Consider the following 15,731-nt stretch of genomic DNA (forward strand, 5'->3'; position numbering starts at 1 on the left):
TAGCAAATTTTGCTCAAACTTAATACTTATCTGCTACATTTGTCCTAACAGCCGATTTACCTTTTCACCAGAGGCTTTGATACAATAGACGGTTCGACTCATCTGACTTATAATCCAAATAAAATTCAATACCATTGAATGGGTTAAGATGAGGAATTAGTAGGACTGGTCAAATAAGGCGCCTGTGTTTTTAGGCAATCCTTATGGAGAAATTATGTCAAAAAAATCAAAAAAACCTGATAATCAGATTTGCGCTAATAAAAAAGCGCGTCATGAATATTTTATCGAAGAAACCTTTGAAGCAGGGTTAGCACTACAAGGCTGGGAAGTCAAAGCTATCCGTGCAGGAAAAATGACCATCACTGAAGCGTACGTCATATTTCGCAATAACGAAGCTTTCTTATTTGGTGCGCACATTCAGCCATTACTGTCGAGCTCAACGCACGTTAGTCCAGACAGTATTCGTACCCGTAAACTGCTGCTCAATCGCCGTGAAATCGAAAAACTGTCTGGAGCAATCAATCAAAAAGGTTACGCTTGCGTACCGCTGTCTTGCTACTGGAAAAACTCGCTAGTGAAATGCCAGATTGGCCTAGCACTAGGTAAAAAGCAGCATGATAAGCGTAAGACGCTAAAAGATCGTGACTGGGAACGTGATAAGCAGCGCGGCTTTAAACAGCATTTAGATTAAGCGTTATTTAGTCTATATATCAAAAAGGACGGCTCAGCAAATATTGAGCCGTCCTTTTTTATACCTTATTAATGCTCATAACTATTAACTAATAATACTCGTTATTGACAATACTCATTAACTAACTAGCTACTTACGCGACCTGTCCTTTGATCGCCAATGGCACACTTTTACGAGCGCGAAGCTGCTTTATCCCATGAGCAATCAAACAAGCAATGCCTAACCAGATCAACCCATAGCTATAAATCATCGCTGATTCAAACGGATTACCAAGTACCGTCACCGCCAATATAAATAGCAATGCAGGTTCTATATAACTCATCATGCCATAAATATTGACTGGTAGCATTTGGCTGGCATCAATATTGGTTTTCATTGCTAGGATACTCAAAACGCCAAGACCGACTAACATCATGATCAAAAATCCAGACCCTGCCACCATTACCAAATTACTGGGTGCAACAAAGTATAAATAACCGAGCGCAAATGGGGCAAACAAGGTCAGATCGACTAGCATACCTGTGATGGCGTCAATGCCTTGGAGTCTACGCACGATATAATATATCGGATAAGTACCACACACCCACAACGTCGCCCAAGAGACACTCTGCGTACGGATGATCTCACTAAACACCCCTACCGCCGCAAATGCAACTGCCAGCCACTGTAGACGACTGAGCTTTTCGCCAAACAGCAGGCAACCGAACACCACCATCATGAGTGGAAACAAAAAATAGCCCATGGCGGTTTGGACGCCCTGCCCATTAACTGGTGCCCACATAAATAGCCAAAGCTGACTCAAAAATATCGGCGTAGGTAGTAGCAGCCATGCCCACTGTTTGAACGAGCGCAGCGCACGCAATTTGTCGATGTGCATACTCAGCCTACCGCTCACCAATAAATAGCCGACCAGCACCGCCCACATTGCTAGCATCCGCCAGATAAACACTTGCGTGCCTGACAAAGGCGTCAGAAAGCTGCTGTATGCATAGAGCACGCCAAACAAGATATTGGATAAGATGGCAAATGATACTCCCAACATCAACGTCCGTTGCTGCGCGTTACCAGTCGTCCAAATCGCAGGCAATGGCAAACGTGAAGCAGTGGTTGCTAGCGCATTAGCGAATACATTGGAGAGCATTGAGATAGACATGATAAGCACCCTAGCTATTAATAGATGATAAAAAAACAATTGCTAGCTCTTTTTTTTAAAGCAGCTCTGATTGGTACGGACTATTTTACTAGGGTGCTTTGATATATTATTTCTATAAAAACTTATTTATGGATAAATTTATCAAAATAATGTCATATAAATAACTATTTTCTTAAATTTAAATTATTAGTGATAATATTTATAATCAATAACCTAGCAATAACAATTAATGAAGGTACATTATCATGAGCCATATTCTAGACAGCACTGATAAAGCCATTTTAAATCTGTTACAAGACGATGCGACATTACCGCTTAAAACTGTCGCAGAACGAGTGCACGTATCTATTGCGACAGCTCAGCGTCGTATTCAAGCATTGATAGACAGCGGCGTGATTACCAAGCAAGTCGCCATCGTTAATCCCAACAAAGTGGGCTACGGTCTGACCGCAGTGGTGATGATAGAGATGGAGCGCTCCAATACGTCGATGCAACATCGATTTGAGCGTTTGATGGATGCGCAGTCGCAAGTGATGAGCTGTTATGAAGTATCTGGCGATTTTGATTTCATGCTGATGGTCAATGCCAAAAATATGAGTGACTACCACCAGTTCACCCGCAACTTGCTGACCTACGAAAATAATGTACGCAACTTCAAAAGTCAGTTTGTGATGAACTTTACTAAGAGTGGGACCAAGATTACCTTAGACTAAATACATCTATCTGTATGAGTTGGTATCAGCTTTTTTATTAATAATTGGTGTTTAAACTGCATTCAAAACTTGTAAAAAACTAACATAAGTTGGATAATATTAGCAATTTTTATTCACCGTAGTAGACAAGGAAGCCTGAGCATGACCTCTCAACCAGACTACCCTCATAAAACAAACAGCAGGTACAGCACTCTAAATCAAATAAGCCCAAAAGCATTGATAACAGGAACTATACTGGCTTCAATGCTTGCAATGTCAGGCTGTGCGACCAGCTCATTGCTAGAAAGTAATAACCATGTCCTCACTACTAAACAAACATTATCAGAAGACCAAATTATTGCCTTTGGCCGTCCAGCGCAGGCATTGCCAAAAACACCAAATGCGACGATGGTTATCGTTGGTGAAAAAAACAGCTACGTACTCACCCAAGGTGGGACTGAGATGATCAGTTTGCTTAGCAATCTGACGCAAAAAAACATCCACGTTGACAATGACATGAATTTTTATGTACCTAATAACGATGGATATTTCCAAGGAGAGATGAGGCTGTCTTATGCCAAACTAAAAGACGAGTTTGGGCGCACGGATTATCAGTTCTTTTTACAAAATAATGGCCGAGAATGCACATCAGCCAGTGACCAACGTATTGGTGCCCAGCGCTTTTGTTTTAATGTCCCCGTTAAAGGTGCCATATATCCGCAAGTGAGTAACTTGAGCTTGATTCAGTCAAATTATCGCGCTTTAACCAAGCCTTATACCGTAAGCTTTTATACTCAAACGCAGCAAAAAAACACAAACCGTCATGGACCAAATAGTGCGCAAAAACTGGTACTACTTCCCTTTGCGCTCGCTTTTGACGTGGTGACTTTCCCGCTTCAGCTATTAGATAATTAAAAGCTATTAGCCAACTCGCTGGCTCACCTGAAACCATAAGGCACGTTACGAGGCGATATCCGTACTTGCTCGTAACGTGCGCACTTGGTACGTTAAAATAATTTTTCGACGACGGCTTTTGGATAACTTTGCTTGGCCGTTTGTGCTGCTTGAAACAGTATCTCATCAGCTTCTACGGGACCAGTAATATCGCACAAGCATACGTAGGCAAGTTGCATCAAATTGTTTAACAGGTGCTCATTGTCCGGTACAGGTGGACGATTACCTTCCAAAAACTGATTGATATTGATGTGATGCCCTTTGAAGGTGCGTTCTTGCGAAACAGTTTGGTGCATACTATGAAAAAAGCTGCGACTGTCTGCTGCCGTTAGCTGGTTGCGAAGCGCTTCTATCACGGTATAAAATGCGAGAACGGGCTCAGAGACAGGTACGGGTACATTGATTGCCTCTTTATGGCCATTGTGACTGTCAGACTCCACTGCCTGCTGATTGTCCGCTTGCAACGTAGCCCAAAAGCCTTTACGAATTTCAGACTTGTGATCTTGTAGTTCAGGATAGCGCCTTGTCGCATCTAAGATGCACTGCTGCATCATTTTGACAGAGACAGTCGAGTACTGTTGCCATTGCCTCTTGAGCAAGCGCACCTCTTCAGGATGTAAATACTCTGACAGTACCTCTGCCATTGCGGACACGGTTTGGTCGACGGATTGAGTATCAATATTCATCAGCTCTCTCCTATAAATGCCGCTCTGTTAAACTTTTAGTGTCGAACATTTGCTTTTGAAACTCAGGGTAGCCAAGCTCTGCATGCTCGGTATAATCAAGACCACGCTGCTCATGTAAGCGGCTGGCCTTTAACCCAAAGCTCATATCGATCAGCTTATACATCACCAGACCCAACCCTAGCCCCCAAACTAACGCCACGCCCACGCCTAGCGCTTGTACGCCCAGCCGTGATAAGTTAAATAAGTCCCCTGTATAAAATAATCCAGCCGCGAGTGTGCCCCATGCACCGCCGAATCCATGCACTGCCACTGCTGATACCACGTCGTCTATTTTGAGCTTCAATAATGCCTGTGTGGATAAGATATAGACCACGGAGGCGATGGCACCGATGACAACGGCGAAAACAGGCGTCGTCGTGGCACAGCCTGCCGTGATGGATACCAGACCGATCAAACTGGCGTTGACACTATCACTGAGCAAAATGGCTTTGTTCAGTGTCCGAGCAATCAGCATGTAGCTAACCACCGCACTGACCGCGGCAACAAATGTATTGACGGCGATTAGACCGACATTGCCAGTAATAGATAACGTCGATCCAGCATTGAAGCCAAACCAACCAAACCATAAGATAAATCCGCCAAGCGCCAATAGCGTCATGTTATGACCTGCGATGAGTCTTGGCGTGCCATCTGGTGCAAAACGCCCCAATCTTGGCCCAATGATCAAAATACCTGCCAGCGCCAACCAACCCCCGATAGAATGCACCACTGTCGACCCAGCAAAATCGATAAAGCCAAGCTCAGCTAGCCAACCAGTACCGCCGAAATACCCACCCCACACCCAACTGGCAAACACAGGATAGATAAATAGACAGATCAAACAGGCGGCGACTGCATAGCCGATAAACGAGACACGCTCTGCCATGGCACCACTAGCGATGGTCACCGCTGTCGCCGCAAACATCATCTGAAAGAACATCAGCGCCCAATCCATATTAGACAGATTGACTGGCATAAAATGATCGGTACCGACAAATCCAGAGTTATTGGTACCCATCATCAGCCCAAAACCCACCAAATAGAACGCCAGACCACCGATACACATGTCGGTGTAATTCTTCATCATCACATTTACCGCATTCTTTGCGCGCACGGAGCCGCTCTCTAGTAGCGCAAAACCTGCCTGCATAAAAAACACTAATACCCCGCCCCAGATAATCCAAGCGATGTTTTGATATTCGAGTAGCTGCGCCACCGTCAATGTGTCTGCCTCCGCAGCTTGTGCACTAGCTATCGTACCAAACAGTAGCGTACTGAGCGCTAATATCTTACCTAGTGATGACTTGAGTAACTTCTCCAATACATCCAGCCCAACAGATGATGTTCTCATTTTATCTCCAAACACTTATCTAGCCGTTCAATTTTTATCGGTGCACCATTTTCACTCATTAATGCACACAAATAAGCCCTAACGGGGTTGGAGCAAAAGCTATGCCAAAAGCTATGGATGAAAATTAGAACGGCTAACAAACATGAGAAAACAAATGACCAGTACTGGCCAAACCCATACTTTGATAACTGTACTTTAACAACCATACTTGCGACGATATGACAGTTCTGCTGAAACCATTTTTACCATTATTTGGCTGGGCTAGCAGCTTACTTTGCATAAGCAGTTTATCTCGCGCTATCAATAACTTATCGACAATCACCCTTCATAGAATAGGTCGCATAGTGAAGGTGATTCATGTTAAAATGAGCCCTTTTAAATCAGCCTTTATCATCAGTGATGTATAAGGGTTGTATTTTTAGTGCCATTTTTCTAATTAACAGGTCCGCCCATGTCTGCCGATACCATCGCCCGCACTGCCTTTAAACAAGGCACCAAGCCACTTTATGATTATGACAAACACTGGGCGAGCTGCTACGAGCCTGCGCCTTACCTGCCGATGAGCCGTAAGGAAATGGACGATCTGGGCTGGGATGCTTGTGACGTCATCATCATCTCAGGCGATGCTTATGTCGATCACCCAAGCTTTGGTATGGCGATTATCGGTCGCTTGCTTGAGTCACAAGGCTTTCGCGTCGGCATCATCGCGCAGCCAGATTGGAAGAGCAAAGACGCCTTTATGGAGCTAGGCAAACCCGTCTATGCTTACGGCGTGACCGCTGGCAACATGGACAGCATGATCAACCGCTATACCGCCGATCGCAAAATCCGTAGTGATGATGCCTACTCTCCTGGCAACGTGGCTAATAAACGCCCTGATCGCGCAGCTATCGTTTATAGTCAGCGCTGCCGTGAAGCTTATCCTGATGTGCCGATTATCTTAGGCGGTATTGAGGGCAGCTTACGCCGTATCGCGCATTATGATTATTGGTCAGACAAAGTTCGCCGTAGTATCCTGCTAGATGCGCGTGCGGATGTCTTACTCTATGGTAATGCTGAGCGCGCTATCGTCGATGTGGTACATGGTCTGTCGAAAGGCTATAGCTTTGAGCAAATGAGTAAGTTACGCGGCACCTCTTATCTATTGACTCCCACTCGTCGTCATTGGCAAGCGGATATGACTGAGGTCGCGAGTAACGATGTCGATACCGTTGGCCGTGTCGATCCAATTATCAACCCGTATGTCATGACCGAAGACGTTGATAGCTGCTCAATTGAGCAGAACAAACCATCGGACTCACCTGTTGGGCAAGCCATGCCGTCATCTATGTCATCACAATATCAGGGTTTTGTCGCTGAGCCAGTCACTGATAAAATCATCAACGCCGACCAAGTGGACACTGATACCCAAGTGGTACAAATGCGCGGCTTTGACAATGTGTTTGATAAGCCAAAAACCGCCCGTAAGCACAAAATCAAGATGCCACCACGTGAGCAAACGGTGATTCGTCTGCCTGATTATGAGCATGTCAAATCTGACCCTGTACTCTATGCCCACGCCAACCGTATCTTGCATTTAGAGACCAATCCGGGTAACGCTCGCGCCCTCGTACAGCGTCATAGCAGCGGTGCAGGTAACTCGCATACCTCAATCGATGTCTGGCTGAACCCGCCACCGATTCCACTCTCGACAGAAGAGATGGACTATGTGTTTGACTTGCCATATGCCCGCCTACCACACCCAAGCTATGGCGATGCGCGTATCCCTGCTTATGATATGATTAAATTTTCGGTTAATATCATGCGTGGTTGTTTTGGTGGTTGTACGTTCTGCTCGATCACTGAGCACGAAGGCCGTATTATCCAAAACCGCTCAGAAGAATCAATCTTGCGCGAAGTAGAAGCGATTCGTGATACTGCACCCAACTATACTGGCGTGATATCTGATCTTGGTGGCCCAACGGCCAATATGTATCGTCTGAGCTGTAAAGACGAGACGATTGAAAAGAACTGCCGTAAACCGTCTTGCGTCTATCCTGATGTCTGCGAAAATCTACTGACCGATCACAGTAATTTGACCAAACTATATCGCAAAGCACGTGATATTAAAGGCGTGAAAAAAATCCTGATTGCTTCAGGTTTGCGTTACGATCTGGCGGTAAAAGATCCTGAATACGTTAAAGAACTGGTCAGCCATCATGTCGGCGGTTATCTCAAGATTGCTCCTGAGCACTCTGAAGAAGGCGTGCTATCAAAGATGATGAAGCCGGGCATGGGCAGCTACGATCAATTCAAAGCGATGTTTGAGCAGTACAGTCAAGAAGCAGGCAAAGAGCAATATCTGATTCCTTATTTCATCGCCGCCCATCCGGGTACGAAAGATGAAGACATGATGAACCTTGCGCTGTGGCTAAAAAGTCATGGCTATCGCGCTGACCAAGTACAGGCGTTTTATCCAAGCCCGATGGCGACTGCGACCACCATGTATCACACGCACAAAGACCCACTACATAAGATCAGCCGTAGTGAAGGTGACATGGATATTGTCAAATCTGGCAAGCAGCGCAAACTGCACAAAGCGTTCCTCCGTTATCATGATCCCAAAAACTGGGTACTACTTCGTAAAGCCCTACAAGACATGGGCCGTAGTGACTTGATTGGCAAAAACCGTGGCTGCTTGATTCCGCCGTTCAATGCAAGCTTAGAAGGTCGCGATGCCGAGCAAAACAGCTATCAATCAGCGCGCAAAAAGAACAGTCGCCTAGGCAATGATTCAGTGAAGCGTAGCAACAACTCGTCAAACCCTAATGCAACAGCTAAAGGCGCAGCGGGCAAAAATGCTATCGGTAAAAACACCAAGAAAAAAGTTAGCAAAGGCAACTTCCAAACTCAGCATACAGGTCTGCCACCGCGCAAAACCAAATAGCTGATTGAGAAGCTACTGTGTAAAGCATCGCTTTGACGATATAAAATAATATAAAAACACGGTCTAAACGTAGGTCGTGTTCAGTGAATAAAAAAGCACCTATCAGCGCTCAGTTGATAGGTGCTTTTTTGTCTGACTTATTAACGAATAAAATTCAAATGATTATCGTTTATCTTTCAATATGTTGGCGATGGTAAGTTACATTAGTCAGCGATTGGGTAACGAAGCTAATAGGTAATGAACAATTTCTAACACGGCAATACTTCGTTTTCGCTACTATAAGCCTCATATGCTAAACGCATTATTAAGAACAAGTAAATGACACCAGTAATACTTTGGAGAGAACGATGAATACCATCACTAAAATTGCAACTGCCCTACCTGCGCTTGCCCTACTTAGCGCTTGTGCGACTACCGCACCAACTACCCCAGATGCAACTGATACCCCTGCGCCAGAAAAAGTCACTGCCGCTTATGATCGCATGGCAGCAGCCCCATATACCTGTACCGATGGTAGCACCATCATGGCAAAGCAGTCTATTAACAAAAAGCAAGTCATGCTCAATGCCACCTTACCTAAAGTAAAATGGACAGAGCAAAAGCTCGTCTTAAACGGTGATGTAAAAGGTGACGTCGCAAGCTATGTCAACGACTCAAATCCAAAAGCAGTCTATGCATGGCACATGAAAGGTGACAAAGGTATCTTTGCGATGAAATGGGCAAGTGGTCAAGAATATAAAGTAAACTGCCAACTCTAATCAATCAAAGATAAGCAGAAATCTATAAAAAATAAAACAGTCACCCTAGAGTGGCTGTTTTTTTATGCGTGCTTTTTATAAATCTTGTCTGTCTGATATTTTTATAACCATGACTTGTTTGTCTCATTTCGCTAGAGAACCATCAAAAAAGCTGTCAAAATAGCCTTAGCACACATTAATGATGATCAATAATAAAAAGGATAATCCGATGGCGACGCGTCTGATAACGATGATGGTAATCGCAACTGCTAGTATGTGGACGCTAACAGGCTGCGATAATAGCACCGAAACCCCTAACCAAGCCTCCGAAACAGCGGCGACCGCATCAGACTCGTCAACACCCGCAGCCGATCAGATAGATTGGTCGTTAGTCGACAGTGGGACAAAGCCTGCTGATCCTACCAATTATAAGTATCCATTTGCGATTGATAGTCAAAACGTCCGTGATTATGCAGAGTACTTCGATGTAGATCTTGCCACCGCTCAACACAACCTCACTATCAGCATGGCAAGTAACGAAGCGCTATCCAAAGCCTTGGATCAGCTGAGCGAAACCTATGTCTCACATGAGTTGACCGATGGTAACGAGATGACACTGGTCATTCACACCACATCCGATGTCGCTGCCAGTCGCTATGATTATGTGCTGTCTGATGACTTTGCCAAAGGGTTGGTATTACCTATCGTGATTAAACCAGATGGCAAAAAAGGTGACGCAAAGGCGCATGGTGAGATGGCGGAGTAGCGCGTTGTATTTATTACGCATCATCTAACCACTTGATTATAATAAAGCGCGAATCAGCATATAACCACCCATGCCGAACATCATGACGTTTTCGGTTAAAGAGATCGCGCCCAGTGGCACATTACTATCGCCGCCGACGCAGGCGCATTTTAGCTCACGCTTGTCAATATAGACGGCTTTAATAACCGACACCCCGCCGATCAAACCGATGATAAAGGCGACCAGACCCGCAATCGGATTGAGCCACGGCTGATCGGCAAGCATAGCGATACCGGCAAATGCTTCTAAAAATGGATATACATAGGCGTAGCGTACCATGCGGCGTGCGAGTAAATCATACCCCAAAAACCCAGTGGTAAACCCTTCCAAATCCTCAAGTTTTTTAATCGCCAATACACACATGGATAGCGCGACAAACCACATAAGCGCTTGTATCGAAAAGACGCTGACGGCAAAAGCCCAGCATAATGCCAGTGTCATCAGCGCGGTAACAGCAAATATCGCAATAATGGGCGCGTACGTGGTGTCGTCGTCTGTCTCAGGTTCATGATTGCCCAAAAATACTTGCAGATCATCATTGCCGCCAACACGCTTGCCATCAATAAAGGTCTGCGGCGTGGTCTTGACCCCAAGCGTCTCTTTAACTAGTGTATTCTCATCTTGGGTCGTAATATGGCGATCAATGATGTCGTAGCCTGCGTGCTTGAGCGCATCAATTGATTTGAGTCCAAACGGGCATAGGTGATCTGGCATCACCATCCGAAAGATAATGGCAGACTGCACGCCTTCTTTGCCGATATGCTCGCCTTGTAAGGTATCGATGAGATGCTGTACTTTTTGGCTTTGGCTGTTGTCTATGGTGTCGGACTCAGACTGATGATTGGTATGGTCTGCCATAACGCGCTCCTTACGTTTTGCTTATTCGCTACTTGATAATAGTTTTTCTTATGACTGTGACTATTATCTTATAAGCATCGATAGGGGCGCTCTGAATCAGTCTTGTTAACTTTGTTAGGTTTAATGATAAGTAAAATTTACTTTCAAACTAAAAACTGTGGCCTGCATTTTTAAACTTAGTGAATTGGAAGCAACTATCGAAATACATTTCCTGATACCTCAACTGGTACATCGACATTTTTTAGAATGTTATCGAAGTATCGTTTATGTTGGAGCGCAGCAGGGGCTATATAGATTTTATCGAGATGGTCTTTAACGCTAGGTTCATACTCGACATATAGAAAACTACCATATTCCATTGTCACTTCAGGTCTATCAATCGAAGTAATATAAATCATCCTACATTCTTGCTCCTCACGAAATGCTGAATGTTTGATTAAATACTTTAAAGGTAGAAGTATTTCATCCACCAAAATAGCTAATTCTTTCTGTTTTAAGCTACCAAGGGTAAATCTCACGTTATTGATTTCTGTTTCTACTTCTTTGTAAGTAGTTTTGAGAATTTGATAAGCAACTTCAAATTTTTCAGTAATGATCTTTATATACTCTTGATAAACACCCCACTCATATTCAGCTTGAGACTGTTTCGTACCGTTCTTTATTACTATGTTATCCCCAAACTCTCTAAAGAATGTCAAACGGTTGCGCTGTGCTAAATGAAAATAGTCTGATGTTGGGTCTAAATAAACGCATCTCATTACTGATCGTCTAACTAACTCTTGATCATCATTTTCGTTCTTAATTTTTTGACCTTGTATATCATGTGACTCTTTAACATTTATATTTGAAATAGCCTCGGTGATTTTCAATGTATTATCAATTGATAAATAGGATATCCCTCCTATTAAGTTTTTAGATTGGAAAAAATCTTTTTTGAAGACTAGGCTCATTCCAGAAGCCTCTTTGTTATCTTGTTTGCCATATAATCTAAACTGATTCAGGCTATCATGGTTAAAAGTAAAGCAACTGATAAAAGCATGGAACTTCTTATCAAAAGCTAATGGAACGAAGCTATTATCTTTTACATCTTTCAATTTCCTAATAAGTAGTTGACCTTCACTAGGATCGTTAACATTGTTAATCGTATTCAGTCTAAATGAGCTGGGGCGAGTATTATTCTTATCATTACCCAATAGTAGGTTAGAAGTATACGTAGACGTGTAATGAGCAAGCTTTCTCTCGAAAGGCTTTTCTTCATCGGCATACTTGCTAAAATTTAAAGTCAAAATATCAACTATATCTAACACTATATTTAATAAATCTAGCAAGCTCAAACCAAAGCTCTTTGTTTCTGGAACTTCTAATAGTTCTAAAATTCTTATATAAGATCGAGCTTCATAAGAAAACACCTCTCTTGCTAATTCAAAACAGGTTTTAGCAGATGTATAATCTGTCAGATCATTATTACTAATTAATATTCTTGCTATCCTATATTGGGCATTACCATAAGCACTTGAATCGTATTCATATTTAATATTGCGGAATGCTTTTACAGCACCCTTTATATCACTATTCTTACCTAACAGAATGCCAATATTAAATTGTGCTTTCGCATACGCTTCAGCATCATCCATAAGCTCAATAAGCTGTAACTCTTTAATTGCTGCTTGCTTATATTCAAACGATATTAGGAAACTTGCAATTTTAAACTGTGCCTTGGCATATGCTTCTAAATCATCTAAACGTTCAACGTTGCACCATGCTAATAGTCCACCTTGATAGTCTCCCTGTTCTGTCAGAGTATTTCCAATCCTCAATTGAGCCTTGGCATAAGCTTCTGAATTATCTTTCTTTTCAATATTATGCCAAGATAATAACGCACCTTCTACATGCTTTCTTTCTAATAAATTACTTCCGATATTATATTGAGCTTGAGCATACAGCTCTGGATCATCCAGACGAGTTATATTACTCCAAGCTAGTAAAGCCTCCTCTTTATTTAACTTCTCCGATAAACAAATCCCAATATTAAACTGAGCTTGAACATACTGTTCAGGGGCATCTGCATGAGTAATATTACCCCATACAAGTAAAGCTTCTTCAATGTCATTTTTTTCGAATAACACAAAGCCAATATAAGATTGAGCTGCAGCATATATTTCTGGGTTATCAGAATGATTAATATTTCTCCAAATACTCAATGCAGACTCTATGTCACCATTACTCTCTATTATTTCACCAATATGGTATTGAGCAGCTGCATATAATTTAGGACTGTGTAAGTGTTGAATATTAGAAAAAGCTTCTAAGGCTTCTTCAATATTTCCATTTTTTATGAATGTTGCTCCAAGATTGAACTGGGCCTGTGCAAAAAACGCATTTCCATGCTTCTCAGGTGTAATCCTCCGTAACTCTTCAATCTCTTTGCGGGTTTCTTCGTCCAGACTTTCCATGTCATCAATATTCATCATCTACTCCCCAACCATCGCCAAAAACGCTTCCTCAGCCACAATTTTGACACCCAATTTTTCCGCTTTGGTCAGTTTAGAGCCAGCCTTATCCCCTGCTAGTAGCGCAGTGGTTTTTGCGGAGATGCTGCCCGAGACTTTTGCGCCTAGCGCTTGTAGTTTGGCTTTGGCTTCATCACGCGCCATGCTATCGAGCGCACCCGTAATAACCCACGTTTGCCCATCGAGTGGCAGCCCTTCTGATGCGACCTGCTCGACCTTATCCCAATGCACGCCAGCTTCACGTAATGCCGTGATGACTTCAATATTGTGCGGCGCACGAAAGAATTTATAAGTCAGCTCGGCAGTGATTTCGCCGACATCTGGCGTTTTTATCAAGGTCTCAATATCAGCAGTCATTAATGCGTCAAGATCACCAAATTGCTGCGCAAAGTTCTGTGCCGTCCCTTCACCGACACCGCGAATACCCAGCGCATAGATAAAGCGTGCCAGCGTGGTGTGCTTGCTCGCCTCAATAGCGTTGATAATATTTTGTACTGATTTTTCACCCAGTTTTTCAAAGGTGATCATCTCATCTGCATGGTTGTGCAACTGATAGATATCAGCGACGGTTTTGACCAGACCATGCTCAAAGAAGCTAATGAGCCAACTCGCGCCAAGCCCGTCGATATCCATCGCACGGCGTGAAACAAAGTGAATGAGCGCCTCAGTCTGCTGCGCAGGGCAAAACAGACCGCCTGTGCAGCGCGCCAATGCCTCATCTTCTGGCAGGACAACAGGCGAGTCGCAGACAGGACAAGTCGAGGGTAATGTGACTGGCTCGCTGTCCGCTGGGCGCTGCTCGTGCCAGACGCGGGTAACTTTAGGAATGACATCGCCTGCACGGTGCACGCTGACCATATCGCCTGCACGTACGTCAAGACGCTGTATTTCACCAAAGTTATGCAAAGTGACATTGCTGACGGTGACGCCGCCGACTTTGACAGGTTCGAGCTTGCCAACTGGCGTGATTTGCCCTGTACGGCCGACTTGCCATTCGATATCGTTGAGGCGCGTCATCACCGTTTCAGCAGGGAATTTGTAGGCCGTTGCCCAGCGCGGTTCACGAGATAAGAAGCCAAGCTGCTGCTGTAGAGCGAGGCTGTTGACCTTAATCACCATACCATCGATCTCAAATGGCAAATCACTACGACCCTCTATCACTGACTCATAATAGGTCTGCGCGGCGCGTGGATTGGCGACCACTTCTACGGCGCTGACCGTGAAGCCAAGCTCGGTGAGCCACGCTAGCGCCCCTGATTGGGTGTCTATACTTTCAGGTAATCCTTGATTGACCGAATAACCGTAAAAGGCCAGTGGACGACTGGCTGCTATGGCAGGATCAAGCTGACGTAAGCTACCAGCAGCGGCATTGCGCGGATTGGCAAAAGTTTTACCCTCGTTCTCTTCTGCCAATCGATTAAGACGCTCAAACCCTGCCTTTGGCATCAATACTTCGCCGCGCACTTCTAACAGCTCGATATCGGCGGCATCCGCTATCCATAGTGGCAAATTGCGAATGGTTTTGGCATTTTGGGTAATGTCTTCACCCGTCTGCCCATCACCGCGCGTGACCGCTTGGACAAATTTGCCATGTTCGTATTTTAGCGAGACTGCTAGTCCGTCCAACTTTAGCTCCATCTCATACTCAGGGTTTTGCTGTGAGACGCTAAGGCGGTCGTTGACACGGCGCATAAAGTCACGTAAATCATCGTATTCAAAAACATTACCCAGCGATAGCATGGGAATATCATGCGTAACTTGGGTAAAGGCAGATAGCGGCATATCGCCGACTTGATTGATCGGACTGTCAGGTTGTATAAGGTCTGGATATGCTTCTTCGAGTTCAAGCAACGAGCGGCGCAATTGATCGTATTCACTGTCTTCTAAGATCGGATTATCCAGCACATAGTAAGCATAATTGTGCGTTTTTATCGACTCGATAAGCGTGCGCATTTGCGAGATGATCTCTGTGCTGTTCTTGGCACTGTCATCGGTCAAACTGGCCATGTTAGATGTTGCACTTTGTACTTGAGCAGATAGGTTTTTAGAATTATTTGGTGAGGTAGCGGCAGTCATAGTCGGTGTCTTTTTTGTCATTCAAGATGCCGATATGATAACAAGTTTGCAGGATACTCGGATATAGCCAATCCTATATAAATCAGCTACTGTGTCAGGCTCGCTCAGTCTACTACGTGTAGTACTTTCCCCTGCCTTCCTTGTATCTAAATTATCTTGAACTAACTCTAAATTTTTGCAGAAACTATAGCCCATTAAAAAAGGCAAATAACGTGAATCGCTATTTGCCTTTTTAACACTTTATAACCACTTT

The 15,731-nt window shown here is 44.0% G+C and carries 12 protein-coding genes; 6 read left to right on the forward strand and 6 right to left on the reverse strand.

The features are described from left to right. Positions 1-214 precede the first annotated feature (214 nt). Positions 215-691, forward strand: coding sequence for an SsrA-binding protein SmpB (gene smpB / locus JMX83_RS02640; protein ID WP_057758370.1), 477 nt, complete (start codon positions 215-217; stop codon positions 689-691). Between the two features lie 133 nt (positions 692-824). Here smpB and rarD read toward each other — a convergent pair whose 3' ends face one another. After that, on the reverse strand, positions 825-1,844 hold the full coding sequence (gene rarD / locus JMX83_RS02645; protein ID WP_265089476.1) for an EamA family transporter RarD: 1,020 nt from the start codon (positions 1,842-1,844) through the stop codon (positions 825-827). A gap of 245 nt (positions 1,845-2,089) precedes the next feature. Here rarD and JMX83_RS02650 point away from each other — a divergent pair, with 245 nt between their 5' ends. Continuing rightward, positions 2,090-2,557: an Lrp/AsnC family transcriptional regulator gene (locus JMX83_RS02650; protein ID WP_201598841.1), complete on the forward strand. Its 468-nt coding sequence runs from the start codon at positions 2,090-2,092 to the stop codon at positions 2,555-2,557. Between the two features lie 141 nt (positions 2,558-2,698). Next, positions 2,699-3,451: a YidX family protein gene (locus JMX83_RS02655; protein ID WP_227675681.1), complete on the forward strand. Its 753-nt coding sequence runs from the start codon at positions 2,699-2,701 to the stop codon at positions 3,449-3,451. A gap of 92 nt (positions 3,452-3,543) precedes the next feature. Here JMX83_RS02655 and JMX83_RS02660 read toward each other — a convergent pair whose 3' ends face one another. Continuing rightward, positions 3,544-4,176, reverse strand: coding sequence for a hypothetical protein (locus JMX83_RS02660; RefSeq protein WP_201598843.1), 633 nt, complete (start codon positions 4,174-4,176; stop codon positions 3,544-3,546). 10 nt (positions 4,177-4,186) lie between these two features. Continuing rightward, complete coding sequence (locus JMX83_RS02665) at positions 4,187-5,566, reverse strand: ammonium transporter (RefSeq protein WP_227675682.1); 1,380 nt, start codon at positions 5,564-5,566, stop codon at positions 4,187-4,189. A 451-nt stretch (positions 5,567-6,017) separates the two neighbouring features. Between JMX83_RS02665 and JMX83_RS02670 the strand changes: the two genes are divergently transcribed. From JMX83_RS02670 to JMX83_RS02680, 3 genes are all read left to right on the forward strand, one after another. After that, complete coding sequence (locus JMX83_RS02670; protein WP_201598845.1) at positions 6,018-8,492, forward strand: YgiQ family radical SAM protein; 2,475 nt, start codon at positions 6,018-6,020, stop codon at positions 8,490-8,492. Positions 8,493-8,839: 347 nt separating this feature from the next. After that, the gene (locus tag JMX83_RS02675) at positions 8,840-9,250 is read left to right on the forward strand and encodes a hypothetical protein (RefSeq protein WP_201598846.1); all 411 of its coding nucleotides are present in this window, start codon (positions 8,840-8,842) and stop codon (positions 9,248-9,250) included. Between the two features lie 178 nt (positions 9,251-9,428). Next, positions 9,429-9,995 (forward strand): hypothetical protein, encoded by a 567-nt coding sequence (locus JMX83_RS02680; RefSeq protein ID WP_227675683.1) that lies wholly within the window; start codon positions 9,429-9,431, stop codon positions 9,993-9,995. A gap of 36 nt (positions 9,996-10,031) precedes the next feature. On the opposite strand, the gene JMX83_RS02685 is transcribed toward JMX83_RS02680, so the two are convergent. The 3 genes from JMX83_RS02685 to ligA form a co-directional block, all read right to left on the reverse strand. After that, complete coding sequence (locus JMX83_RS02685) at positions 10,032-10,892, reverse strand: glutaredoxin (protein ID WP_265089477.1); 861 nt, start codon at positions 10,890-10,892, stop codon at positions 10,032-10,034. 194 nt (positions 10,893-11,086) lie between these two features. After that, on the reverse strand, positions 11,087-13,360 hold the full coding sequence (locus tag JMX83_RS02690; protein ID WP_201598847.1) for a tetratricopeptide repeat protein: 2,274 nt from the start codon (positions 13,358-13,360) through the stop codon (positions 11,087-11,089). Between the two features lie 3 nt (positions 13,361-13,363). Next, entirely contained in the window at positions 13,364-15,409 is a 2,046-nt protein-coding gene (gene ligA / locus JMX83_RS02695; RefSeq protein WP_406947614.1) for an NAD-dependent DNA ligase LigA, read from the reverse strand. Positions 15,410-15,731: the final 322 nt, after the last annotated feature.

The organism is Psychrobacter piscatorii (genome assembly GCF_904846415.1).
Classification (GTDB): domain Bacteria; phylum Pseudomonadota; class Gammaproteobacteria; order Pseudomonadales; family Moraxellaceae; genus Psychrobacter; species Psychrobacter piscatorii.

What these genes read in the sequence shown, in the direction of transcription:
- JMX83_RS02670 (WP_201598845.1), top strand. Translation starts at nt 6,018, where the DNA reads ATGTCTGCCGATACCATCGCCCGCACTGCCTTTAAACAAGGCACCAAG.
- JMX83_RS02690 (WP_201598847.1), bottom strand. Translation starts at nt 13,360, where the DNA reads ATGAATATTGATGACATGGAAAGTCTGGACGAAGAAACCCGCAAAGAG.
- ligA (WP_406947614.1), bottom strand. Translation starts at nt 15,409, where the DNA reads ATGGCCAGTTTGACCGATGACAGTGCCAAGAACAGCACAGAGATCATC.
- smpB (WP_057758370.1), top strand. Translation starts at nt 215, where the DNA reads ATGTCAAAAAAATCAAAAAAACCTGATAATCAGATTTGCGCTAATAAA.
- JMX83_RS02685 (WP_265089477.1), bottom strand. Translation starts at nt 10,892, where the DNA reads ATGGCAGACCATACCAATCATCAGTCTGAGTCCGACACCATAGACAAC.
- JMX83_RS02650 (WP_201598841.1), top strand. Translation starts at nt 2,090, where the DNA reads ATGAGCCATATTCTAGACAGCACTGATAAAGCCATTTTAAATCTGTTA.
- JMX83_RS02680 (WP_227675683.1), top strand. Translation starts at nt 9,429, where the DNA reads ATGATGATCAATAATAAAAAGGATAATCCGATGGCGACGCGTCTGATA.
- JMX83_RS02655 (WP_227675681.1), top strand. Translation starts at nt 2,699, where the DNA reads ATGACCTCTCAACCAGACTACCCTCATAAAACAAACAGCAGGTACAGC.
- JMX83_RS02675 (WP_201598846.1), top strand. Translation starts at nt 8,840, where the DNA reads ATGAATACCATCACTAAAATTGCAACTGCCCTACCTGCGCTTGCCCTA.
- JMX83_RS02665 (WP_227675682.1), bottom strand. Translation starts at nt 5,566, where the DNA reads ATGAGAACATCATCTGTTGGGCTGGATGTATTGGAGAAGTTACTCAAG.
- JMX83_RS02660 (WP_201598843.1), bottom strand. Translation starts at nt 4,176, where the DNA reads ATGAATATTGATACTCAATCCGTCGACCAAACCGTGTCCGCAATGGCA.
- rarD (WP_265089476.1), bottom strand. Translation starts at nt 1,844, where the DNA reads ATGTCTATCTCAATGCTCTCCAATGTATTCGCTAATGCGCTAGCAACC.